The sequence below is a fragment of the Pararhodobacter aggregans genome (genome assembly GCF_003075525.1).
Taxonomy (GTDB): domain Bacteria; phylum Pseudomonadota; class Alphaproteobacteria; order Rhodobacterales; family Rhodobacteraceae; genus Pararhodobacter; species Pararhodobacter aggregans.
Map to the genome: position 1 here is coordinate 406823 of NZ_QDDR01000002.1, position 23920 is coordinate 430742.

General features: G+C 68.4%; 23 protein-coding genes. 19 read left to right on the plus strand and 4 right to left on the minus strand.

Translation table 11 applies throughout. The features are described 5' to 3' along the window. Positions 1-123: 123 nt before the first annotated feature. On the plus strand, positions 124-1203 hold the full coding sequence (locus DDE23_RS06045) for a Zn-dependent alcohol dehydrogenase (protein ID WP_107750500.1): 1080 nt from the start codon (positions 124-126) through the stop codon (positions 1201-1203). 2 nt (positions 1204-1205) lie between these two features. Here the strand turns inward: DDE23_RS06045 and DDE23_RS06050 are convergent, their stop codons facing one another. Next, positions 1206-1634, minus strand: coding sequence for a GNAT family N-acetyltransferase (locus DDE23_RS06050; RefSeq protein ID WP_107750499.1), 429 nt, complete (start codon positions 1632-1634; stop codon positions 1206-1208). A gap of 122 nt (positions 1635-1756) precedes the next feature. Here DDE23_RS06050 and DDE23_RS06055 point away from each other — a divergent pair, with 122 nt between their 5' ends. The 5 genes from DDE23_RS06055 (at position 1757) to DDE23_RS06075 (ending at position 9412) form a co-directional block, all read left to right on the plus strand. Then, positions 1757-2989 carry a mandelate racemase/muconate lactonizing enzyme family protein gene (locus DDE23_RS06055; RefSeq protein WP_107750498.1) on the plus strand — a complete coding sequence of 411 codons (1233 nt, stop codon included), beginning with the start codon at positions 1757-1759 and terminating at the stop codon, positions 2987-2989. Positions 2990-3191: 202 nt separating this feature from the next. Beyond that, on the plus strand, positions 3192-4835 hold the full coding sequence (locus tag DDE23_RS06060) for an ABC transporter substrate-binding protein (protein ID WP_107750497.1): 1644 nt from the start codon (positions 3192-3194) through the stop codon (positions 4833-4835). A gap of 134 nt (positions 4836-4969) precedes the next feature. Further along, complete coding sequence (locus tag DDE23_RS06065) at positions 4970-6055, plus strand: ABC transporter permease (protein ID WP_107750496.1); 1086 nt, start codon at positions 4970-4972, stop codon at positions 6053-6055. Positions 6056-6069: 14 nt separating this feature from the next. Beyond that, on the plus strand, positions 6070-7230 hold the full coding sequence (locus tag DDE23_RS06070) for an ABC transporter permease (protein WP_107750495.1): 1161 nt from the start codon (positions 6070-6072) through the stop codon (positions 7228-7230). A gap of 97 nt (positions 7231-7327) precedes the next feature. Continuing rightward, positions 7328-9412: a dipeptide ABC transporter ATP-binding protein gene (locus DDE23_RS06075; protein WP_107750494.1), complete on the plus strand. Its 2085-nt coding sequence runs from the start codon at positions 7328-7330 to the stop codon at positions 9410-9412. 99 nt (positions 9413-9511) lie between these two features. Here the strand turns inward: DDE23_RS06075 and DDE23_RS06080 are convergent, their stop codons facing one another. Beyond that, positions 9512-10126, minus strand: coding sequence for a cation efflux transmembrane domain-containing protein (locus DDE23_RS06080; protein WP_107750493.1), 615 nt, complete (start codon positions 10124-10126; stop codon positions 9512-9514). 74 nt (positions 10127-10200) lie between these two features. Between DDE23_RS06080 and DDE23_RS06085 the strand changes: the two genes are divergently transcribed. From DDE23_RS06085 to DDE23_RS06115, 7 genes are all read left to right on the plus strand, one after another. Further along, entirely contained in the window at positions 10201-10659 is a 459-nt protein-coding gene (locus tag DDE23_RS06085) for a MerR family transcriptional regulator (RefSeq protein WP_107750492.1), read from the plus strand. 79 nt (positions 10660-10738) lie between these two features. Next, positions 10739-11992: a sarcosine oxidase subunit beta family protein gene (locus tag DDE23_RS06090; RefSeq protein ID WP_107750491.1), complete on the plus strand. Its 1254-nt coding sequence runs from the start codon at positions 10739-10741 to the stop codon at positions 11990-11992. Further along, positions 11955-12449: a hypothetical protein gene (locus tag DDE23_RS06095; RefSeq protein ID WP_107750490.1), complete on the plus strand. Its 495-nt coding sequence runs from the start codon at positions 11955-11957 to the stop codon at positions 12447-12449. The genes DDE23_RS06090 and DDE23_RS06095 overlap by 38 nt, the downstream gene beginning before the upstream one ends. Positions 12450-12453: 4 nt before the next feature. Then, positions 12454-13362, plus strand: a complete 909-nt coding sequence (locus DDE23_RS06100) for a hypothetical protein (RefSeq protein ID WP_133239524.1) — start codon at positions 12454-12456, stop codon at positions 13360-13362. Positions 13363-13409: 47 nt separating this feature from the next. Then, the gene (locus DDE23_RS06105) at positions 13410-13670 is read left to right on the plus strand and encodes a sarcosine oxidase subunit delta (RefSeq protein ID WP_107750488.1); all 261 of its coding nucleotides are present in this window, start codon (positions 13410-13412) and stop codon (positions 13668-13670) included. After that, positions 13667-16591, plus strand: a complete 2925-nt coding sequence (locus DDE23_RS06110) for a sarcosine oxidase subunit alpha family protein (protein WP_107750487.1) — start codon at positions 13667-13669, stop codon at positions 16589-16591. The genes DDE23_RS06105 and DDE23_RS06110 overlap by 4 nt, the downstream gene beginning before the upstream one ends. Beyond that, entirely contained in the window at positions 16584-17105 is a 522-nt protein-coding gene (locus tag DDE23_RS06115) for a sarcosine oxidase subunit gamma (protein ID WP_107750486.1), read from the plus strand. Before DDE23_RS06110 ends, DDE23_RS06115 begins: the two co-directional genes overlap by 8 nt. 15 nt (positions 17106-17120) lie before the next feature. On the opposite strand, the gene DDE23_RS06120 is transcribed toward DDE23_RS06115, so the two are convergent. Next, on the minus strand, positions 17121-17879 hold the full coding sequence (locus DDE23_RS06120; protein ID WP_107750485.1) for a DeoR/GlpR family DNA-binding transcription regulator: 759 nt from the start codon (positions 17877-17879) through the stop codon (positions 17121-17123). A gap of 174 nt (positions 17880-18053) precedes the next feature. Here DDE23_RS06120 and glpD point away from each other — a divergent pair, with 174 nt between their 5' ends. From glpD to DDE23_RS06150, 6 genes are all read left to right on the plus strand, one after another. Further along, complete coding sequence (glpD, locus tag DDE23_RS06125) at positions 18054-19604, plus strand: glycerol-3-phosphate dehydrogenase (RefSeq protein WP_107750484.1); 1551 nt, start codon at positions 18054-18056, stop codon at positions 19602-19604. A gap of 93 nt (positions 19605-19697) precedes the next feature. Further along, entirely contained in the window at positions 19698-20213 is a 516-nt protein-coding gene (locus tag DDE23_RS06130) for a peptidylprolyl isomerase (protein ID WP_107750483.1), read from the plus strand. Further along, entirely contained in the window at positions 20200-20778 is a 579-nt protein-coding gene (locus tag DDE23_RS06135; protein WP_192883710.1) for a peptidylprolyl isomerase, read from the plus strand. The genes DDE23_RS06130 and DDE23_RS06135 overlap by 14 nt, the downstream gene beginning before the upstream one ends. A 115-nt stretch (positions 20779-20893) precedes the next feature. Further along, positions 20894-21268 (plus strand): NADH:ubiquinone oxidoreductase subunit NDUFA12, encoded by a 375-nt coding sequence (locus DDE23_RS06140; RefSeq protein ID WP_107750482.1) that lies wholly within the window; start codon positions 20894-20896, stop codon positions 21266-21268. After that, entirely contained in the window at positions 21269-21736 is a 468-nt protein-coding gene (gene mlaD, locus DDE23_RS06145; RefSeq protein WP_107750481.1) for an outer membrane lipid asymmetry maintenance protein MlaD, read from the plus strand. It begins immediately after the preceding gene. Further along, positions 21733-22137 (plus strand): DUF2155 domain-containing protein, encoded by a 405-nt coding sequence (locus tag DDE23_RS06150; protein ID WP_107750480.1) that lies wholly within the window; start codon positions 21733-21735, stop codon positions 22135-22137. The genes mlaD and DDE23_RS06150 overlap by 4 nt, the downstream gene beginning before the upstream one ends. Here the strand turns inward: DDE23_RS06150 and DDE23_RS06155 are convergent. Further along, on the minus strand, positions 22124-23911 hold the full coding sequence (locus tag DDE23_RS06155; protein ID WP_107750479.1) for an aminopeptidase P family protein: 1788 nt from the start codon (positions 23909-23911) through the stop codon (positions 22124-22126). The genes DDE23_RS06150 and DDE23_RS06155 overlap by 14 nt on opposite strands. Positions 23912-23920: the final 9 nt, after the last annotated feature.

Here is a 23920-nt window from a genome sequence, read left to right on the forward strand (position 1 = left end):
GTCAGGCCAAGAGGGGGGCAGAAGGCCCCCCTTGCCGCCGCTCCACCCTTTGCGACGCGACGGAGGGGTTGCCCGGCGGCAGGGAGCGTGGTCTCTGGCAGGTCAGGAGAAGGAGATCCGACGATGAAAGCTGCCCTGTGCCGCGCCTTTGGCGAACCCCTGACGATCGAGGAGGTGGTGCTGCGGGCGCCCGGGCCGGGCGAGGTGCAGGTCGCCATCGAGGCGGTCGCCATCTGCCATTCCGATCTGGGCTATATCGACGGGATCTGGGCCAGCCAGCTGCCGGCGGTCTATGGTCACGAGGCGGCGGGGCGGATCACCGCGCTGGGGGAGGGGGTTCGGGGCCTCGCGCCGGGCGACGCGGTCGTCGTCTCGATGATCCGTTCCTGCGGCCAATGCCGGGCCTGCCGGACCGGCAAGCCCTTCCTCTGCGCCGCGGCCTATGACCGGGGCAACGGCGTGCTGCAGCTGCCCGACGGGACGGTCGTCGAGCACGGGCTCGCCACGGGCGGCTTTGCCGAGGCTTGCGTGGTGCATGCCAGCCAGGTGGCGAAGGTGCCGGACGATCTGCCGATGGAGCTTGGCGCGCTTCTGGCCTGCGGGGTGATCACCGGGACCGGCGCGGTGATCAACACCGCCGGGGTCCGGGCGGGCGAGTCGGTGGTGGTGATCGGCGCGGGCGGCGTCGGGCTCAATGCCATCCAGGGCGCGCGGCTGGCCGGGGCAGGGCGGATCATCGCCATCGACCTGGCCGAGGAAAAGCTGGCGGCCGCCACCGAATTCGGCGCCACCGATGTCTTGAAGGCCGACATGAAGGGCCTGCGCCGGGCGGTGATGGGGCTGACCGAGGGCGGCGCGGACCATGTCTTCGTCGCCGTGGGCGCCATCGCCGCCTACAATCAGGCGCCCTCGCTCGCCTGCAAGGGCGGGCAGGTGGTGATGGTCGGCATGCCGCCCTCGGGCGCGCGGATGGAGGTGGAGCCGGTGATCGTCGCCGCCACCGCCCAGCGTCTGACCGGCAGTTTCATGGGGGCGACCGTGGTGCAGCGCGACATCCCCTATCTGGTCGAGATGTGGCGGCAGGGGCGGCTGAAGCTGGAGGAGCTGATCACCCGCCGCTACCGCTTCGACGAGATCAACCAGGCCATCGCCGACGCCCGTCAGGGCCATGTCCGGCGCAATGTCATCGTGATGGAGCGTTGATGTCAGTCGAGGTCGAAGGCGCCGTCCCAGCCATAGCCGATGAACGGCACCTCTTCGCCCCCGAGGCGGCGGTAGAGGGCGCGGGCGGCGGTGTTCTCGGCCTCGGTTCCCAGCCAGATGCCCTGGCAGCCCATCGTCCGGGCCTCGTCCATCAGGGCGGTGAGCGCGGCCTTCGCATGGCCGCGGCGCTGATGCGCCTCGCGCGTGCCGACCTCGTTGACGAAGAAGGACGGCGGCTGGTCGGGATGCAGCAGGATCGTGCCCGAGGCGAAGGCGAGGATCTCGGCGCCCTGCGTCACCACGGCCATGCGGTGCAGCGGGTCGGTCAGGAAGGCCCGCGCCTGCGCCGGATCGACCGGTCTGTCGAAGAGGCCGGGCGCGGTGCCGAGGAGCAGGGCGAGGTCGTCGGGGGCGAGGATACGGGCGGGCATGTCGGGTTCCCTGGCGAGGCGAAGGCCGCGATCCTAGCCGCTGGTCCTGCGCCTGTCAGGGGGCGCTGGTCCGGTAGGATGGGCAATATTGCCCATCCTACGGTGCATCGGAGGAGCGGGATATGAAACTGGTCGATCTGGAGGTCTTCGTCATCGGCACGCCGCCGCCCGGCTGGGGCGGGCGCTATTGGCTGATCGTCAAGCTGACCGCCGACAACGGCATCTCGGGCTATGGCGAGGTCTATGCGGCCTCGGTCGGCCCCCGGGCCATGGTCGCCGTCATCGAGGATGTCTTCGAGCGGCACATGCGGGGCGAGGCGCCGTCCAACATCGAGACAATGTTCCGCCGGGCCTATTCCTCGGGCTTCACCCAGCGGCCGGACCTGACGGTCATGGGTGCCTTCTCGGGGCTGGAGATCGCCTGCTGGGACCTCTGGGGCAAGGCGCTGGAACAGCCGGTGCATGCGCTGCTGGGCGGGCTGATGAACCAGCGGCTGCGGGCCTATACTTACCTCTATCCGCTGCCGGGTATGGACGCGGCCAGTTTCTGGACCTCGCCCGAGATGCAGGCCGAGGCGGCGCTCGACGCCGTGAACCAGGGCTTCACCGCGATCAAGTTCGACCCGGCCGGGCCCTACACCATCCATGGCGGGCATCAGCCGGCGCTCTGGGACATCGACCTGTCGGTCCGCATGTGCGCGGCGATCCGCAAGGCCGTCGGCCAGCGCGCCGATCTCCTCTTCGGCACCCATGGCCAGTTCACGCCCTCGGGCGCGATCCGGCTGGGGCAGGCTTTGGAGCCCTACAGCCCGCTCTGGTACGAAGAGCCCATTCCGCCTGACAACCTCCTCGATTTCGCGCAGGTGGCGCAGGCGGTGCGCATCCCGCTGGCCACGGGCGAGCGGATGACGACCAAGGCCGAGTTCGGCACGCTGCTCAGGTCCGGCGGGGCCTCGATCCTTCAACCGGCGCTGGGGCGGTCGGGCGGGATCCTTGAGACGAAGAAGATCGCGGCGCTGGCCGAAGCCTTCGGCGCCCAGGTCGCGCCGCATCTCTATGCCGGGCCGGTCGAATGGGCGGCGAATATCCAGCTTGGCGCCACGCTGCCGAACCTCTTGCTGGTCGAGACGATCCAGACCGGCGGCATCTTTCATCTGCCCCTGATCCGCCACAGCCTGGCGGTCGAGGAGGGCTATATCCCGGTGCCGCGCCGCCCCGGCCTGGGCATTGATTTCGACGAGGCACTCGCCCGGGCGCATCCCTATTCGGGCGACGCACTCCACCTGCAGATGCAGGAAGCGCCCTGCGATTATGGCGTGGCGAATGCCTTCCAGGGTGGTGCCCCGCGCGAGTGATCCCGGCCCTCTGCGGTCACGGCCCCGTTGCGCCCCGGACCGGAAGCGCCCGTTTTCGGGTTGTAATTCGGAGAGGGTCGCGTTTGGATGGGGACGGGTCGCAAACAGGACGGCGCATGCAGGGTCCTTGGTGCCGCATAAGCACCAGCCGGGGTGCTGCGTAACGTCGCCGCCGATCAACCGCGCCAACAGGGAGACTCTCATGAAAGACTTTTCGCAGGAAGCCGTCGACCGCGTTCACCCGGCCGCAGACGTCTATGCGCGCGATTACCGCGCGGGTAAGCTCAGCCGCCGCGAATTCCTGACCCGCGCCACCGCGCTGGGTCTGGCCGCACCGGCCGCCTATGGCCTGATCGGCCTGGCCGCACCGAGCGTGGCGCAGGCGCAGACCCCCACCATGGGCGGCACGCTGAAGATGCAGATGGCGATCAAGGCCCAGCGCGATCCGCGCACCTGGGACTGGTCGGAACTGGCCAATGCCTGCCGCGGCTGGCTGGAATACCTGGTCGATTACCAGCGCGACGGCACCCTGCTGCCGGTGCTGCTGGAGGGCTGGGAAGCCTCGGACGACGCCAAGACCTATACGCTGCGGGTCCGTCCGGGCGTGAAATGGAACAACGGCGACGATTTCACCGCCGCCGATGTGGCGCATAACTTCGAGCGCTGGTGCGATGGCTCGGTCGAGGGCAACTCGATGGCCACCCGCATGGGCTCGCTGGTGGAAAACAACATGGTCCGCGAGGGCGGGATCGAGATCGTCGACGACCTGACCGTCCGCATCAACCTGTCGCAGCCCGATATCGCGCTGATGGTCTCGGTCGCCGATTACCCGGCGGCGGTGATGCATCCCTCGTTCACCGGCGACGACCCGGTGGCCAATCCCATCGGCACCGGCCCCTATCTGCCGGTCAGCTACGAGCCCGGCATCGGCGCCGTGGTCGAGCGCAACGCCGACCACACCTGGTGGAACGAGGGCAACGGCGCCTATCTGGACCGGATCGAGTTCATCGACCTCGGCACCGACCCGGCCGCCTGGGTGGCCTCGGCGGAATCGGGCGAGATCGACCTCAACTACCAGGCGCAGGGCGATATCATCGACATCTTCGATGCCATCGGCATGCCCCGGACCGAGGCGGTGACCGCGGCGACCATCGCCGTGCGCTTCAACCAGGAGAACGAGCCCTACGACAACAAGGACGTGCGCAAGGCCCTGCAACTGGCCGTGTCGAACGCCATCGTCCTTGAACTGGGCTACAACGATCTGGGCACCGTGGCCGAGAACCACCATGTCTGCCCGATCCATCCCGAATATGCCGAACTGGCGCCGCTGACGGTGGACGGTGCGGCGGCCCGGGCGGCGATCGAGGCGGCGGGGCTGGGCGATTACGAGTTCGAGCTGATCTCGATCGACGAGCCCTGGCAGGCCGAGACCTGCGACGCGGTGGCGGCGCAGATCCGCGACGCAGGGATCAACATCAAGCGCACCATCCTGCCCGGCGCCACCTTCTGGAACGACTGGACGAAATACCCGTTCTCGGCCACCGAATGGAACATGCGCCCGCTCGGCGTGCAGATCCTGAACCTCGCCTACCGCACCGGCGTGCCGTGGAACGAGGCGGCCTTCTCGAACGAGGAATTCGACACGCTGCTCGACCAGGCCAATGGCATCGCCGATGCCGATGCCCGCCGCGAGGTGATGCACCGTCTCGAGGAGATCATGCAGGAGGAGGGCGTGCTGATCCAGCCCTACTGGCGCTCGATCTTCCGCAACGCCCGGCCCAACGTCCATGGCGCCGAGATGCACCCGACCTTCGTTGTCGATTACGTGAAGTACTGGCTCTCGTGAGCCGGAATGCGGGGCGTGCCGAAAGGCGCGCCCCGCTCGCCTTCATCGGTCCGTTCCCGGGTTTTCCGGTCATCCTTCGCCGCCGCGGCCGAGGGGCGTGAGCCCATACGCTGCGACCCGCCACAGGAGACGCCATGTTGCTCTTCCTCTTCCGGCGCATCGGGCTGATGCTGGTCACGGCGCTGTGCCTGACCTTCATCGTCTTCGCGCTGACCAACATGCCGGCCAAGCTCGAGACGCTGGCCAAGACCCAGGCCGGCAGCCGGATGACCGATGCCGAGGTCGACCGATGGCTGGAGAGGAACGGCTACGCCTCGCCCATGCTGGTGCGCTATGGCGAATGGCTGGGCGTGCTGCCCGGCTGGGTGCGCACCGATGACGGCGGCACCGTCACCGGGCGCTGCGTGGCGCTGCGCGACACGCCCGAGGCCGCGGGCGAGCGTTGCGGCATCCTGCAGGGCGACTGGGGCTTTTCCACCCGCTTCCGGGCCGGCGTGGCCGAGGTGCTGAGCGCGCGGCTGGGCGCCACGGGCCTGCTGATGATGTGGGTGCTGATCGTCATGGTGCCCATGGCGCTGATCGTCGGCATCCTGGCCGGGATGCGCGAGGGCTCGCGCACCGACCGGGCGCTGTCGACCGTCGCCATCGCCTCGACCGCGACGCCGGAATATGTCTCGGGTGTCTTGCTGATCGCGCTTCTGGCCTCCTCGACCGTCGGGCTGTCGCCCTTGCTGGTCAGCTGGGGCTGGATCGACGGGCCGGTGCTGTTCCAGGGCAACGCCCGCTCGGCGCTGGAAGACATCACGCTGTCGAACTTCACCCTGCCGGTGCTGACCATCGCGCTTTACGGCATGGGCTATGTCGCCCGCATCACCCGCGCCTCGATGACCGAGGTGATGACCCAGCAATACATCCGCACCGCGCGGCTGAAGGGCGTGAGCTTCGGCAAGATCGTCGTCAAGCACGCGCTGAGGAACGCGCTGATCGCCCCCTTCACGGTGATCATGCTGCAGATCCCCTGGCTTTTGAACGGCGTCGTCATCTCCGAGGTGCTTTTCTCCTACCCGGGCTTCGGCTGGACCCTCTACGAGGCCGCCGTCAACAACGACATCGAACTCCTGCTCGCCTCGTCGGTCGTGGCCGTGGTCGTGGTGCTGGTCACCCAGCTCATCTCCGACGTGGGCTATGTCTATCTCAATCCCCGCATCCGGATTTCGTAAGGAGAGACCCGCCCATGGAGCCCCTGAGCTGGTTCGAAATCCTCGCCCGCATCGCCCAGCAATTGCTGCCGGTCTGGGTGGCGCTGGTCCTGACCTATGCGCTCTCCATCCGCTTCAAGCGCCGGCTTGGCCTTTACGGCAAGCTCTTCGACTCGACGGTCGGCATGATCGGCTTCGGCATCGTCATGTTCTGGCTGTTCGTGGCGCTGTTCGCCAATTTCGTCGTCACCCATGACTCGCTCTCGCAGGTCAGCGGCATGCGCAATGCCGTGCCCGGCTCGGCGCTGCGCGACCCGCGCGATCTTTACCCCTATTACCTGCTGGGCGGCGACAGCCTGGCGCGCGATGTCTTCTCGCGCATGGTGATGGGCGCCCGCGAGGTGCTCAGGATCGCCCCCTTCGCCGCCATGATCTCGTTCATGATCGGCATCACGCTGGGCCTGCCCGCGGGCTATTTCGCCGGCAAGCTCGATACCGGGCTCACCTTCCTCGCCAATCTGGTGCTGGCCTTCCCGGTGATCTTGCTGTTCTTCCTGCTGGTCGCGCCCGAGATCCAGGAGACGCCGATCCCCCGCGTCATGGCCGGGATCCTGTTCCTGGTGCCGATCCTCTTCGTCACCGTGCTGCTCAACGCGCGCTTCTTCACCCAGCCCGCCAAGCGCAACCTCTATGTCGGCATCGTGCTGGCGGTCGGCGCCTGGGCCTATCTCGGCCTCGTGTTCAACGCCGATCCGGTGGGGCTGTGGTCGATGTCGCCCAACCTGCTGAACGTCTTCGTCGCGGTGGTCTTCGTCAACGCGCCGACTGTCTTCCGCATCGTCCGCGGCATCACGCTCGACATCAAGACTCGCGACTATGTCGCCGCCGCCCAGACCCGGGGCGAGGGGCCCTGGTACATCATGCTGTGGGAGATCCTGCCCAACGCCCGCGGGCCGCTGATCGTCGATTTCTGCCTGCGGATCGGCTACACCACCATCCTCCTCGGCACGCTGGGCTTTTTCGGCCTCGGCGTCTCGCCGGAAAGCCCCGACTGGGGCTCGACCATCAACGCCGGCCGCCGCCTGCTCACGGTCTATCCGCATCCGGCGCTGGTGCCCGCGCTCTCGCTGATGAGCCTCGTTCTGGGCCTGAACCTCTTGGCCGACGGCCTGCGCGAAGAAAGCCTGAGGGATTGATGGGCCGCCCCGCCGCCTTTCATTCTGCCGCCAATACGCCACGGGGGTCCGGGGGTGTGAAACCCCCGGTTCCCCGGCCCGCCATGGGAGCGACCGCATGACCACCTGGGACGAAACCCAACCGATCCTCGAGATCGAGAATCTGTCGATCAGCTTCTTCACCCGCCTGCGCGAGATCCCGGCGGTGATGGATTTCTCCTGCCGGGTGATGAAGGGCGAGGCGATGGGCCTCGTCGGCGAATCCGGCTGCGGCAAGTCGACCGTGGCGCTGGCGGTGATGCGCGATCTGGGCGTCAACGGCCGGATCGTCGGCGGCACGATCAAGTTCAAGGGCCGCGACCTCACGGCGATGAGCCAGGAGGAGCTGCGCCAGATCCGCGGCTCGGAAATCGCCATGATCTATCAGGAGCCGATGGCCTCGCTCAATCCGGCGATGAAGATCGGCGACCAGCTGGCCGAAGTGCCGATGATCCATCAGAAGATGCCGAAATCGCAGGCCCGTGCCCTGGCCCGGCAGCTGGTGGCCGATGTGCGCCTGCCCGATCCCGACCGTATCCTCGACGCCTATCCGCACCAGCTGTCGGGCGGCCAGCAGCAGCGCATCGTCATCGCCATGGCGCTGATGTCGAAACCCGCGCTCCTGATCCTCGACGAGCCGACCACCGCGCTCGACGTGACGGTCGAGGCCGGGATCGTCGATCTGGTCAATGATCTCGCCGCGAAATACGGCACCTCGATGCTGTTCATCTCGCACAACCTCGGGCTGGTGATGGAGGTTTGCGACCGCATCACTGTCATGTATTCGGGCGAGGCGGTCGAGACCGGCAACATCGCCGATGTCTTCGACAAGATGCGCCACCCCTATACGCAGGCGCTGTTCCGCTCGATCCCGCTGCCCAGCGCCGACAAGAGCTCGCGGCCGCTGAAGGCGATCCCGGGCAATTTCCCGCTGCCGCATGAACGCCCCCGGGGCTGCAATTTCGGCCCGCGCTGCGAATATTTCCAGAAGGGCCGCTGCGACGCGGCCGAGATCCCGATGGTCGCGGTCGAGGGCGACACCCGCCATGACAGCCGCTGCCTGCGCTTTGACGAGATCGACTGGCACGCGCCCCTCGCCGCGGGCGTCCAGCACGACAGCTCGCATATCGGCGAGGTGGTGCTGTCGATGGAGAATGTGCGCAAATACTACGAGGTCGCCGCCTCCTCGCTGTTCAAGGGGGGCGACGCCAAGGTGGTCAAGGCCAACGAGACGCTGAGTTTCGACGCGCGCGAGGGCGAGACGCTGGCCATCGTCGGCGAATCGGGCTGCGGCAAATCGACTTTCGCCAAGGTGCTGATGGGGCTGGAAACCGCGACCTCCGGGCAGATCATGCTTTTCGACGAGAACGTGCAATCGACGCCGATCCAGCACCGCAACACCGATACCGTCTCGTCCCTGCAGATGGTGTTCCAGAACCCGTTCGACACGCTGAACCCGTCAATGACCGTCGGCCGTCAGATCGTCCGGGCGCTGGAGATCTTCTGCGTCGGCGCCTCGGATGCCGAGCGTCAGCAGCGGATGCTGGAACTTCTGGATCTGGTGAAATTGCCGCGCGAATTCGCCACCCGCATGCCACGCCAGCTGTCGGGCGGGCAGAAGCAGCGGGTCGGCATCGCCCGGGCCTTTGCCGGCAACGCCAAGGTGGTGATCGCGGATGAACCCGTTTCGGCCCTCGACGTCTCGGTGCAGGCGGCCGTTACCGAATTGCTGATGGACATCCAGCGCAAGAACCGCACCACGCTGCTGTTCATCAGCCACGACCTGTCCATCGTGCGCTATCTCAGCGACCGCGTGCTGGTCATGTATCTGGGCCATGTGGTGGAACTGGGGACCACCGATCAGGTCTTCGCGCCGCCCTATCACCCCTATACCGAGGCGCTGCTGTCCGCGGTCCCCATCGCCGACACAAGGATCGAGAAGAAACGCATCGTGCTGGAAGGCGACATCCCCTCGGCGATGAACCCGCCGCCCGGCTGTCCGTTCCAGACCCGCTGCCGCTGGAAATCGCAGGTTCCGGGCGGGATCTGCGAGACCGAGATGCCGCCCCTGCGCGACGTGGGCGGTGGCCACCAGGTGAAATGCCACCTCTCGGCCGAGATCCTGGCCGGCATGGAACCCGTCTTCACGGTCGCCGCCGACTAGCGCATCTTTGTTCCCCAAATATCCACGGGGTTTCCAAAGGGGGGCGTGCCCCCCTTTGGCGAGGGGGTGCGGGGGGCGAGCAGCCCCCCGCTTCTTGCGTCAATGCGCATGCGCCCGCTCCTGCGCCGCGCGCCGCAGGATCTGCACCGAGGACGACAGGAACAGCCCCGCCATCGCCACCGCGACCACCAGGTCCGGCCAGCCCGATCCCAGCCAGGCGACCATCACCGCCGCGCCCATCACCGCGACATTGCCGATGGCGTCGTTTCTCGAACACAGCCAGACCGAGCGCACGTTGGAATCCCCGTCCTTCCAGCGCATCAGGATCAGGACCGAAGCCACGTTGGCCGCCAGCGCCGCAAAGCCCACCGCGCCCATAACACCCGCCTCCGGCACCCCCGGCGCCATCATGTCGCGGATCGCCAGGCCCAGGATCGCCAGCGCCATCAGCGCCAGCGACAGGCCCTTCAGCTGCGCGACCCGCGCCCTCAGCGCCAGGGGCCGCCCGATGGCCCAGAGCGAAATCCCGTAGGTCAGCGCATCGGCGGCGAAATCCAGCGCGTCGGCCTGCAGCGCCCGGCTGCCGGCCATGGCCCCGGCGGTCATCTCGACCCCGAAGAGGCCGGCGTTCAGCACGATCACCGCGATCAATGCCCGGCGATAGGCGGGCGAGGCGCCGTCGAATTCGTGGTCGTGGTCGTGATCATGGGGCATTCCTGGCCCTCCTTGTCTTGGTCCGACTCAGGCTTTACTTCCTACAGCGACTGGAGAAGCAAGAGGGTTTTGCCATGCGCGATCTGACCATCGGCGAGGCGGCGCGCCGGAGCGGCGTCAAGGTCAACACGATCCGTTTCTACGAGGGCCGGGGCCTGTTGCCCGAGGCGCCGCGCACCGACAGCGGGCGCAGGCTTTATGACGGGGCGGCGGTCGGGCGGCTCGCCTTCATCCGCCACGCCCGCGATCTGGGTTTCCCGCTGGAGGATATCGCCGACCTGCTGGCGCTTCAGGGCCAGCCGGGAACCTCCTGCGCCCCGGCGGATTCGCTGGCCCGGCGGCACCTCGCCTCGGTCGAGGCGCGGATCGCCGCGCTGACCGCGCTCAAGGGCGAACTGACCCGGATGATCGCCTGCGATGGCAGCGACACGGCCCATTGCCGCGTCATCGAGAGCCTGGCCGATCACGCGCTCTGCGCGGGCGATCACGCGCGCCTCGCCGAGGTCGCTGCCGTGCCGGGCGTGTCGGATTGAGGCTTGTCATCCTCTCCCGGACAGGATTGTCTGGAGGCCCGGGCAGGGGGCCCGGACAGGGCCGGGGACGAGACGGGGCATGCGCTATTCGGGGTTTCGCGTCTTCACGCAGGGGCTGTCGGGCAACCGGGGCTGGCGCCCGGCGTGGCGCGACCCGGCGCCGAAACCGGCCTATGACATCATCATCATCGGCGGCGGCGGGCACGGGCTGTCGACCGCCTATTACCTGGCCAAGAACCACGGGCTGAAGAATATCGCTGTCCTTGAAAAGGGGTATCTCGGCAGCGGCAATATCGGGCGCAACACCACCATCGTGCGGGCCAATTACTTCCTGCCAGGCAATTCCGAATTCTACTCGCATTCGCTGAAACTGTGGGAGGGCCTCGAATCCGAGCTCAACTACAACGTCATGCATTCGCAGCGGGGGCTCATCAACCTCTTCCATTCCGACGGGCAGCGCGACGCCTTCGCCCGGCGCGGCAATGCCATGCTGGCGCAGGGCGACGACGCGATCCTTCTGGACCGCGAGGGGGTGCGCAAGCATCTGCCCTATCTCGATTTCGAGCAGACGCGCTTTCCGATCTACGGCGGGCTCTACCATCCCCGCGGCGGCAGCGCGCGCCACGATGCCGTGGCCTGGGGCTATGCACGGGGGGCCGATCAGCGCGGCGTCGATCTGATCCAGAATTGCGAAGTGACCGGCATCGACATCGAAAATGGCCGGGTCACAGGGGTGCAGACCTCGCGCGGGCCGATCCGGGCCAAGCAGGTCGCCATGGTTGCCGCCGGACGCTCGGGTCAGGTGGCGGCGATGGCGGGCATGCGGCTGCCCATTGAAAGCCACATCCTGCAGGCCTTCGTCACCGAGGGGCTGAAGCCGGTCATCGACCATGTGGTCAGCTTCGGCATGGGGCATTTCTACATCAGCCAGTCGGACAAGGGCGGGCTGGTGTTCGGCGGCGATCTGGATTTCTATGCCTCCTACGCGGCGCGCGGCAATCTGCCGATGGTCGAGCATGTGATGGAAGCGGGCATGACGCTGATGCCGATGATCGGCCGGGCCAAGGTCCTGCGGACCTGGGGCGGGATCATGGACATGTCGCCCGATGGCTCGCCGATCATCGACAAGACGGATACCGAAGGGCTCTTCGTCAATTGCGGCTGGAATTACGGGGGGTTCAAGGCGGTGCCGGCCTCGGGCTGGTGCCTTGCGCATCTGATGGCAACGGGGGCGCCGCATCCGGTGGCGGCGCGCTTCCGGCTGGACCGGTTCCGCACCGGCAGGGGGTTGATGGATGAGGAAGGCACGGGTTCCCAGCACAATCTTCACTAGCCTCGCCCTGCTGGCCGCGCCCGCCGCGACCGCCCAGACCTGGCCCGAAGGTTGTTTCACGCGGCAGTACGAGGCCGCGCATCTGGCCGGGCAACCGGGGCAGGTGGTGGAGCGTGTCTCGCTGCGGCTGCAACGCGACGGCGGGGCCACGCGCTTTCGCCTGATCGCGCGGCTGGCCGGACAGGGCCATGCCGGGGCCGCGGGTTTCGGCGGCATGGTGATGTCGGAACAGGGCGAATGCCTGGACGGCCAGCCCTGCTATGTCGATTGCGACGGTGGCGGCTTCACCCTGACCAATGCGACCGACGAATCCGTCGACATCACCACCGCGTATATGCGCATCGCCCGGGGCGACGCCTGCGACGGCACCTCCGAAGTCTCCGACCTGTCCGAGGGGCCGGGCCGATCCACCACCTACCGGCTGTTCCGCAGCCGCGACGTGCTCTGTGGGCGGTGACCGGATGCGCGCCCGGCTTGCCCTCACCGCTCTGTTGCTGCCGACGCCGCTCATGGCCGAGCTGCCGCCGCCCGGCTGCTATGCGCGCGATTACGATGCGGCGCATCTGGCCGCCCATCCCGAGCAGGGCGTCGCCGGGCTGCGGCTGTGGTATTTCACCGAGGATGACGCGGGCGAGACCCCGGCCGCGCTGGTCGAGGCGCGGATGTCGGGCGAGGGCCGGGCGGCCCGCGACGGGGTGGGCGGGGCGGTGCTGACCCAACTGGCGGTCTGCGACGCGCAGGGCGCCTGCTATGTCGAATGCGACGGCGGGCTGTTCACCACCGAGGCCACGGCCGGGGGCGGGCTCCGGCTCAGCACCCAGCGCTTCCGGGTGGGCGAGGGCGATTCCTGTGGCGGCGCCAGCGATCTGGCCGAAGCCGAGGGCCGGACCACCGCCTATCTGCTCGACCCCGCCCCGTCCGAGGCCTGCGAAAGCCTCTGGCGAACGCATCCCTTGCCCGCGCCCGGCTGCTATGGCGTGACCTATTCTGACATGGGCCATGGTCAGGGCCTGCTGGGCATGCGGCTTTACCTGCGCGCGCCCGACAGCGGCTTCGCCTTCCCGCAGGCCGAGGGCACCTTCCGCGTGACGCTGCCCGATGGTGGCCGCGCGCGCGAGGCGGGGATGGGTGCGGCGCGGATCGCGGTGCCGATCTGGTGCTCGTCGCGCGACGGATTCTGCCGCTCGGGCATCGACGAGGGCGGCTTGCGGGTGGTGCCGATGGGCGAGGATGCGCTGGCGCTGGAGACCACGCGCTTTCTGGTCTACGGGCCTGAGGCCGCCAATCTCGACATCGCCGTGCCGGGGCCCGCGCCGACCCGGCACCAGTTGCAGCGCATGCCGGCCGATGCCTGCCGAGGCATGGAATGACCCGGCGCGGGCGTGGAAATGACGGGCAAGGCCCGGTGGAGTAGAGAATGCGCATCCCCTGTCCCTGCTGCGGCCTGCGTGACCGGCGTGAATTCACCTATTACGGGGCCTCGGTCTTTCTGGACCGTCCGGCGCCCGATGCCGGGCTCGAGGCCTGGGACGAATACCTGCATCTGCGCGACAACCCCGCCGGGGTGACGCGCGACCTGTGGTATCACGACCCCTGTCAGAGCTGGCTGGAGGTCGAGCGCAACACCGTCACGCACGAGGTCCTGTCCACGCGCCCGGTGGTGGAGGCCCGCGCATGAGTCAGAGCCACCGCATCCCGGGCAAGGGCCTGCTGATCGACCGCGCCCGCCCGGTCCGGTTCACGTTCGACGGCCGGGCCCATGAGGGCTTTGCCGGCGACACGCTGGCCTCGGCGCTCTTGGCCAATGGCACGCGGCTGATGGGCCGGTCGTTCAAGTACCACCGCCCGCGCGGCGTGATGACCGCCGGGTCCGAGGAACCCTCGGCCCTGATGCAGATCCACGAGGGCGCGCAACAGACCCCCAATGTGCGGGCGACGGTGCAGGAGATCTACGAGGGGCTGGAGGCCCGCAGCCAGAACCATCTGGGGCCCTTGTCCTTCGACCTGCTGGCGGTGAACGACTGGATGGCTCCGTTCCTCAGCGCGGGTTTCTATTACAAGACCTTCATGTGGCCGCGCGCCTTCTGGGAAAAGCTCTATGAACCGGCGATCCGCCGCGCCGCCGGGCTGGGGTCGCTGTCCGGGCGGCATGACGAGGCGGTCTATGAGAAGGCCTTCGCCCATTGTGACCTGTTGGTGATCGGCGCGGGGCCTGCGGGGCTGATGGCGGCGCTGGTGGCGGCGCGGGCCGGGGCGGATGTGATCCTCGCCGACGAGGAGGTGCGGATGGGCGGGCGGCTGCTCGCCGATGGGGCCGAGGTCGACGGGCAGGCGGGACCGGACTGGGCGGCCTCGGTGGTGGCCGAGCTGGCGTCGCTGCCCAATGTGCGGCTGATGACGCGCACCACGGTAACCGGCGCCTATGACGACGGCACCTTCGGCGCATTGGAGCGGGTGAGCCTGCACCGCGCGCCCGGGGATGCGCCGCGCGAATGCTTCTGGCGGATCGTGGCGCGGCGGGCGATTCTGGCGGCGGGCGCGCTGGAGCGGCCGATCGCGCATCCCGACAACGACCGGCCGGGGGTCATGCTGGCCTCGGGCCTGACCGGGCAGATGACCAGGTTCGGCGTGAACCCGGGCCGGGTGGTGATCTTCTCGAACAACGATTCGGGGCTGGCAACGGCGCGCAGCCTCACCGCGCAAGGCATTGAAATCGCGGCCTATGTCGATCCGCGCCCGATCCCGGTGACCGAGGATTTCCCGGTCTATGCCGGGGCCGAGGTCGTGGGCACCCGCGGACGGCTGGGGCTCAGGGATGTGGCGGTGCGCCACAAGGGCGGCATCTCGATGATCGAGGCGCGGACGCTGGCGCTGGCCGGGGGCTGGAATCCGACGCTGCACTTGACGTGCCATCTGAACACCCGCCCGCAATGGGATGAAAAGATTGCTGCTTTTGTCCCGAAGCCCGGTGCGGTTCCGGGGCTGGAGGTGGCGGGCGCCGCGCGCGGCCGCTTCTCCACCGCGGCCTGCCTTGCCGATGGTGCGCAAGTCGCGGGTGAGGTTCTGGCCGATCTGGGCCTTCGCGCGCCTGACGTGCCGGTGCCGGGGGCCGAGGACCGGCCCTATGGCATCGCCCCCCTCTGGGCGGTGGATGCGGGCGGGCGGGCCTGGCTCGATTTTGCCAATGATGTCACGACCAAGGACGTGAAACTTGCAGCGCAGGAAGGCTTCCGCAGCGTCGAGCACATGAAGCGCTACACGACGCAGGGCATGGCGCCGGATCAGGGCAAGACCTCGAACGTGGCGGCGCTGGCGGTGCTGGCCGATGCGACCGGGCAGGAGATTCCTGTTACTGGAACAACCACTTACCGGCCGCCCTTCATCCCCGTTTCCATCGCCGCCATGGGTGCGGGCGGCCGGGCCGAGGGGTTCGCGCCCCGACGTCTGCTGACCTCGGACGCCCGCAGCCGGGCCATGGGCGCGCCGATGATCGAGGCCGGGCTCTGGTCTCGGCCGAGCTATTTTCCTCGGGACGGCGAGACGGATTGGCGAACGGCCTGCGACCGCGAGGTGAGGCAGGTGCGCGAGGCTGTCGGGGTCGCCGATGTCTCGACTCTGGGCAAGATCGACGTGCAAGGCGCTGATGCGGCGCGCTTTCTCGATTTCGTCTATACGAATACCATGTCGACGCTGGCCCCCGGAAAGGTCCGCTATGGCCTGATGCTGCGCGAGGACGGCTTCGTGCTGGACGACGGCACCTGCGCGCGGCTGGGGCCTGAGCATTTCCTGGTGACCACCACCACCGCCGCCGCCGGGCTGGTCATGCGGCACATGGATTTCGTGCATCAGGCCTTTTGCGGCGGCTGGGACGTGCGGATGGCCTCGGTCACCGAGAGTTGGGCGCAGTTCTGCATCGCCGGGCCGAAGGCTGGCGCGGTGCTGGCGGCGCTGGGGATCACCGCCGATCTGCCCTTCATGGGCTGCGCGCCGGTGACGCTCGGCGGCGTCGCCGGGCGGCTCTTCCGCATCTCCTTCTCGGGCGAGCAGGGCTACGAGATCGCCGTGCCGACCCGCTACGGCGCCGCGCTCTTCGACCGGCTGGTGGAAGCGGCGCATGCGCTGGACGGCTGCGCCTATGGCATGGAGGCGCTGAACGTGCTCCGGGTCGAGAAGGGCTTCATCACCCATGCCGAGATCCACGGGCGGGTGACGGCCGACGATGTGGGGCTGGGCAAGATGGTCTCGGGCAAGAAGGATTGCATCGGCAAGGCGGCGAGCCAGCGTCCCGGGCTGACCGAGGCCGGGCGCGAGCAATTGGTCGGGTTGATGCCGGTCAATCAGGGCGAGGTCCTGTCGGCCGGGGCCCATCTTTACAACGAACGGGATCCGGCGGTGCGCGAGCATAACCAGGGCTATGTCACCTCGGTCGCGCCCTCGCCGACGCTGGGCTGCTGGCTGGGGCTGGGGTTCCTCAAGGACGGACGGGCGCGGCACGGGCAGGTGATCCGGCTGGACGATGGCCTCCGCGGCCGCAAAGTTCTAGTCGAAGTCTGCGACCCGGTGTTCTTCGACCCTGAGGGAGGGCGGATGCGTGGCTGATCTCATCGCAACCCCGGCCGTGACCGGCCTGCCGCTGGCCATCGGCCGCGTGACGCTGACCGCTTTCGATCCCGGGCCCGTCACCGCCATCGCCCCCTATCCCGGCCGCGATCTGTCGGCGGTCCTGCGCTTTCCGGCGCCGGGCGAGGTCATCGAGGAGGGCGCGCGCCGTCTGATCTGGGCCGGGCGCGAGATGGCCTTCCTGACCGGTGGCCCGGCGCCCGACCTGACCGGGCTGGCGGCGGTGACCGATCAGAGCGACGGCTGGGTCTGGGTGACGCTCGCGGGGCGGGACGCCACGGCGGTGCTGGCCCGTCTCTGCCCGCTGGACCTGCGGGCATCGGCTTTCCCGCTCGGGACGTCGGCCAAATCGGTGCTGCAACATCTGTCAGTGCTGCTGGTTCGCACGGCCGAGGACGCCTTTCAGATCGCCGCCTACCGCTCCATGGCGGGCACGCTGGTGCATGATCTGAGCGCGGCGATGCAGGCGGTCGCGGCGCGCGCGGCGCTTTGACTGGACCCTGGCCTTTCAGCCCGCGACCACCCGCGTCTGCCATTGCGCGCAGCGCGCCATGAGCGGCGCGGGCAGGGGCCGGTCGGTGAAGACCGTGTCGAGGATCGAAAGCGAACCGATTCGCGCCGGCGCCGTCCGCGCGAGTTTCGAATTGTCGGTCACCAGCCAGGCGCGGCGGGCCTGGGCGATCAGCGACTGGCTGACGCCGACCTCCTGAATGTCGTAATCCAGCATATCGCCCTCGGCATCCAGCGCCGAGCAGCCGATCACGGCGATATCGACCTTGAACTGACGGATTGCGGCCTCGGTCAGCGGGCCGGTCAGCCCGCCATCCGAGCGCCGAAGCGTGCCGCCGGTGACGATCACCTGGCAATGCGGGTTCTCGGCCAGGATATTGGCCACATTCATGTTGTTGGTCACCACCATCAGCCCGGCGTGGCGGCGCAGTTCCCGCGCAACCGCCTCGGTCGTGGTGCCGATGGCCAGGAAGATCGAGGCACCCTCGGGGATCTCGGCGGCGCAGGCGCGGGCGATGGCGCGTTTCTCTTCGGCATTGAGCGCGGCGCGCTCCTGATAGCCGATGTTCACAGTGCCCGAGCGCAGGATCGCCCCGCCATGCACCCGCTCCAGCTGACCGGCCTCATCCAGCTCGGCCAGATCGCGGCGGATGGTCTGGGCGGTGACGCCGAAGCGCGCGGCGAGGCCGTCGACGGTCACCCGCCCCTCGGTCCGGGCGATTTCGAGGATCTCGGGCAGACGGAAACCCTGGGCCATGAATCGCCTCCTTTTCGCCGATTGTCGGTCTTCGCCACGGCGCTGGCAAGCCAAGGCGAGGGAAATGCGCAAGATCGCGGGGGATTGACGCGCGGCCTGCTTGAGAAACTGTTACAAAAGCGCGTATTATCGCGTGAAAACGAAAATCATCCCCCCGATTCCCCGCAGGCCCCCATGTCAGACAGCGCTGCTTTCCCGGTCTACGACCTCGTCATCATCGGCGGGGGGATCAACGGTTGCGGCATCGCCCGCGACGCCGCGGGCCGGGGGCTGAAGGTCCTGCTGGCCGAGAAGGGGGATCTGGCGGGCGCGACCTCGTCGGCCTCGACCAAGCTGTTCCACGGCGGGCTGCGCTATCTGGAATATTTCGAATTCCGGCTGGTGCGCGAGGCGCTGATCGAGCGCGAGGTGCTGCTGCGGGCCATGCCGCATATCGCCTGGCCGATGCGCTTCGTGCTGCCCTATCACAAGGACATGCGGTTCGAAGCCGAGACGCCGACCTCGCGCCTGTTGTCGGTGTTCATGCCCTGGATGAAGGGGCGGCGGCCGGCCTGGCTGATCCGGCTGGGGCTGTTCCTGTACGACCATCTGGGCGGGCGCAAGATTCTGCCGGGGACCGAGAAGCTGGACCTCGCCCATGCGCCCGAGGGCGGGCCGTTGCAGGAGCATTTCCGCACGGCCTATGAATATTCCGATTGCTGGGTGCAGGATTCGCGGCTGGTGGTGCTGAACGCCCGCGATGCCGAAAAGCGCGGCGCCACGATCCTGACCCGGACCGAGGTGACGGCGGCCTGGGTGGAAGAGGGCCGCTGGGTGGTGAGTCTGGGCGGGCGCGAGGTCCGCGCCAAGGCCATTGTCAATGCCGCCGGTCCCTGGGCGAGTGCGGTGCAAAAGGGCGTCCTACACCGCGAGACGCGGGACCATGTGCGGCTGGTGCGGGGATCGCATATCGTGACGCCCAAGCTCTATGACCATGACAAGGCGTATTTTTTCCAAGGGACGGATGGGCGGATCATCTTCGCCATTCCCTATGAGCAGGATTTCACCCTGATCGGCACCACCGACGCCGAACACACCGACCCCGACCAGAAACCCCGCTGCTCGGAGGCCGAGCGCGATTACCTCTGCGCCTTTGCCTCGGGCTATTTCAAACGGCCGGTGCGGCCCGAGGATGTGGTCTGGACCTATTCCGGCGTCCGCCCGCTTTATGACGACGGGGCGCGCAGCGCGACGGCGGCGACGCGGGATTATGTGCTGGTACTGGATGCGGGCGGCGGGGCGCCGGTGCTCGACGTCTTCGGCGGCAAGATCACGACCTACCGGCGGCTGGCGGAATCGGCGCTGGCCAAGCTCTCGGCGCATCTGGCCATGGGGCCGGACTGGACCGCGGGCGTGGCGCTGCCGGGGGGCGATTTCCCGGTCGATGGCGTGCCCGATCTGGTGGCCGATCTCAGGGCGCGGCATCTGTTCCTGACCGACGGCTGGGCCCGGCGGTTGGTGCGGGCCTATGGCACCGAGGCGGCGGTGATGCTGGAAGGCGCCCGCATGGCCGAGGATCTGGGCGAGGATTTCGGCGCGACGCTCAGCCAGCGGGAACTCGACTGGCTGGTCCGCCATGAATATGTCCGCAGCGCCGAGGACGCGCTCTGGCGGCGCACCAAGCTGGGGCTGCACATGGCGCCCGAGCAGGTGGCGCGGGTCGAGGCCTATCTCGGCGCCGCCTGATCCCGGCAGCGTGACCCGATTTTCGGCCGATCCCCCGTTTTCCTCGGCGGCAAGCCGCGCTAGGGTGCCGGTCAAATCGCAAAGGAGACCGGCATGGCCGAGATCAAGGACCCCGAAAACACCATCCTGATGGAGCTGAAGAACGGCACCGTCATCATCGAGCTGCTGCCCGATGTGGCGCCGCTGCACGCCGCGCGGATGAAAGAACTCGCGCGCTCGGGCGCCTATGACGGCGTGGTCTTCCACCGGGTGATCGACGGCTTCATGGCCCAGACCGGCGATGTGGAGCACGGCAATTCCGCGAACCCCGCCTTCAACATCCGCCGCGCGGGCACCGGCGGCTCGGACCTGCCGGACCTGAAGGCCGAATTCTCGGGCATCCCGCATGACCGTGGCACGCTGGGCGCCGCGCGCTCGCAGAACCCGCATTCGGCCAACAGCCAGTTCTTCATCAATTTCAAGGACAACCACTTCCTGAACCGGCAATACACGGTCTATGGCCGCGTGATCTCGGGCATGGAACACGTGGATGCCATCGTCCGCGGCGAGCCCCCGGCGCAGCCCGACACGATGATCTCGGTGAAGGTGGCGGCCGATGCTGCGTCGTAACCTCCTCGCCGCCGCCGCGCTGGCGCTGCTGCCCTTCGGCGCCTTCGCGTCCGAGCCTCCGGCGGATGCGCCGGTGATCGACATCGCGGTCGCGGGCGAGACGCAGGGCACGATCCGCATCGCCCTGCGCCCGGATCTGGCGCCGAACCACGTGGCGCAGATCCTGAGCCTGGTGCGCGACGGTGCCTATGACGGCGTGGTCTTCCACCGCGTCATTGACGGCTTCATGGCCCAGACCGGCGATGTGGAATTCGGCCGTCAGTCGGGCGACATGGCCCGCGCCGGCATGGGCGGCTCGGCGCTGCCCGACCTGCGCGCCGAATTCTCGGACGAGCCGTTCGAGCGCGGCGTGGTCGGCATGGCGCGCTCGCAAAGCCCGCATTCGGCCAATAGCCAGTTCTTCATCATGTTCGCCCCGGCACCGCATCTGAACGGCCAGTACACGGTGGTCGGTCAGGTGATCGAAGGGCTCGAGGTGCTGGATGCGATCAAGCGCGGCCGCGGCCCCAATGGCGCGATCATCGGCGCGCCCGACTTCATGGCCGATGTGACCATCGAAGAATGATCCAACGGGGGCGGGGAAACCCGCCCCTTCGCCCTCTGCCGCGGCGCGGCGGGGCTTTATTTCCCCGGCGAGTTGCGTCATATGTCGGGGCAATCGCAAGTCCGGGGACCTGGCCATGAAATTCCTGCTTCGCATCCTCACCTGGTGGAACAGCCAGACGCTGGGCACGCAGCTTTTTACCTGGCGCAAGGGCGTCAAGGTCGGCGAGGACAGCCAGGGCAACCTCTTTTACAAGACCCGCGACGGCAAGCGCCGCTGGGTGATCTACAACGGCGAGACCGAGGCCAGCCGCGTCGATCCGGAATGGCATGGCTGGCTGCATGGCACCTGGGACGAGACCCCCTCGGAACGCCCGCTGGTCCATAAATCCTGGGAAAAGCCGCATCTGGCCAACCTGACCGGCACCGCCGCGGCCTATGCGCCCGCCGGTTCGCTGCGCCGTCCCGCCCCGGTCGAGCGGCGCGACTACGAAGCCTGGCAGCCCGAGTAAATGGCCTATCGCGCCTGGGAAGTGGCCCTCGGCGCCGTGGTCATGGCGGCCGCGGTGGTCTTTGTCGTCTTCGCGCTGCGGGCCACCGGCACCGTGCTGAGCGATGCGCAGGGCTACCCGCTGCACGCCAGCTTCCGCTCGGCCGAGGGCGTGCGCCCGGGGACCGAGGTGCGGCTGGCGGGCGTCAAGATCGGCACGGTGACCGAGCTGTCGCTGAACCCGCAGGATTTCCGCGCCCAGCTGACCATCGCCGTCAACCGCGGCATCGAGCTGCCGTCGGATTCGACGATTCAGGTCGCCTCGGAGGGGATCCTGGGCGGCACTTTCGTCGAGATCCTGCCGGGCGGCGAACTGGAGAATCTGCAGCCGGGCGACACGTTCCAGGACACGCAAAGCGCGGTCAGCCTGATTACGCTGCTGCTCAGGGCCTTCACCGGATCGGACAGCACCGAGGAACCGGCGCCATGAAGCGCCTGGCGCTGATCGCGGCCTTGATGGCATGGCCCGCAGGCGCGCAGCAGGTCGATTGGCGCACGCTGGGCGAGGCGCTGCACGACCAGCGCCCGCAAGGCCCCGAGATGGCGAGCGGCACGCAAGCCGTGCTGCGGGCGCTCGACAAGGTCTCGGGCGAGGTCGAGGATCTGCCGCTCGCGGTGGGTGAGACCATCACCTATGGACGGCTGACCATCGAACTCAGCGCCTGCCGCTATCCGCAGGACAACCCGGCCTCGGATGCTTTCACCTTCCTGACCATCGACGACAGCCGCGACCGCGAGCGGGTGTTCCAGGGCTGGATGGTGGCGTCGAGCCCGGCTCTGAACGCGCTCGACCACCCCCGTTACGACGTCTGGGCGCTCAGCTGCGAGTGAGCGGCGCGCAGGCCCCGGCCAGCCAGCGCCGCGCCTCGGCCGAGACGGCGCCGGAAAGCTCGGCCTCGACCCGGGCGTGATAGGCGTCGAGCCAGGCGATTTCCTCGTCCGACAGCATCGCCGCCACGATCAGCCGCTTGTCGATGGGGCAGAGCGTGATCGTCTCGAAATCGAGCATCGCGCGATTGTCGCCAAGCGCGCCCGCCTCCTGCACCACGATCAGGTTCTCGATACGGATCCCCCAGCCGCCCGGGCGGTAATAGCCGGGCTCGTTCGACAGGATCATCCCCGGCTCCAGCGGCAGGGTCGAAATGCGGCTGATCCGCGCCGGACCCTCGTGCACGCTGAGCGCGGCACCGACGCCATGGCCGGTGCCATGGTCGTAATCCTGCCCCGCCAGCCACAACGGATAGCGCGCCAGCGCATCCAGATGCCCGCCCGCAACGCCCTTGGGGAAGCGCGCGCGGCTGACGGCGATCATGCCTTTCAGCACCCGGGTATAGGCATCGCGCCGCTCGGCCTCGACCGCGCCCACGGGCAGGGTGCGGGTGATGTCGGTGGTGCCGTCCGGGTATTGCCCGCCCGAATCGATCAGGAACAGGTCCCCGGGCGCCAGTTTGCGGTTGGTGCCCTCGGTCACCCGGTAATGGATCACCGCGGCATTGGGCCCGGTCGAGGAGATGGTATCGAAGCTGAGATCGCGCAGCGCGCCCGTCGCGGCGCGGCATTCCTCCAGCTTCACCGCCATGTCGATCTCGGTCAGCCCGTCCAGCGCATGGGCGTCGAACCAGGCGAGGAATTCGATCATCGCCGCCCCGTCGCGGCGATGGGCGGCGCGCATGCCCTCCAGCTCGGCCGGGTTCTTCCTGGCCTTGGCCATCAGGCAGGGATCGGCGCCCGCCACGCCCTCGGCCAGCGCCGCCTTGACCGCCACCGGCGCGGTCGCCGGGTCGAAGCGGGTGGCGCCGTTGAGGCTGCGCAGGGCTTCGGGGAAAGCCGAAACGGGGTGCCGGGTAACGCCCGCTTCTTCGGGAATCTGCGAAACCTTGGCCGGGTCGATGAAGAGGTCGAGCCGCGCGTCGTCATGCAGGATCGCGAAACCCTGTACGACCGGGTTGCGGATGATGTCGGATCCGCGCCAGTTCATCAGCCAGGCCAGGCTGTCGGCCAGCGTGATGACCGCCGCGCCGCTGCCCGCGCGTTTCAGCTCCTCCGCCAGATCCGCGCGCTTCTCGGCGCCGGTTTTCCCGGCCAGATCAAGCGGGTGCAGGCGGACCTTGCCCTGCGCAGGCGCCGGCTGGTCGGTCCAGACCGCGTCCAGCGGGTTCGGGGTCACCGGGCTGAGGGTGATGCCGCTGCCGCTGAGCCCGGTCTCGATCCGGGTGATCTCGTCGGGGGTATGCAGCCAGGGATCGAAGCCGATCACCGCGCCCGTCGGGGCGTGGGTCCGCAGCCAGTCGCCGGGCAGGGTGGCGGGCCAGTCGACCGGGGTGAAGACGTCCAGGGCCACCTGATCGCGGACCTGCAACGTGTAGCGGCCGTCGATGAAGACCCCGGCGATCTGCGGCAGGACGATGCAGAACCCGGCCGAGCCGGTGAAGCCGGTCAGCCAGCTCAGCCGCTCGTCATGCGGGCTGACGTATTCGCCCTGATGCGCGTCCGAGCGCGGCACGAGGAAGCCGGTGAGCCCCCGGACCGCCAGTTCCGCCCGCAGCGCCGCCAGGCGGGGCGGGCCGTCCGAGGGGCGGGTGGAGGCGGTAAAGGACTGGAACATGACGATTTT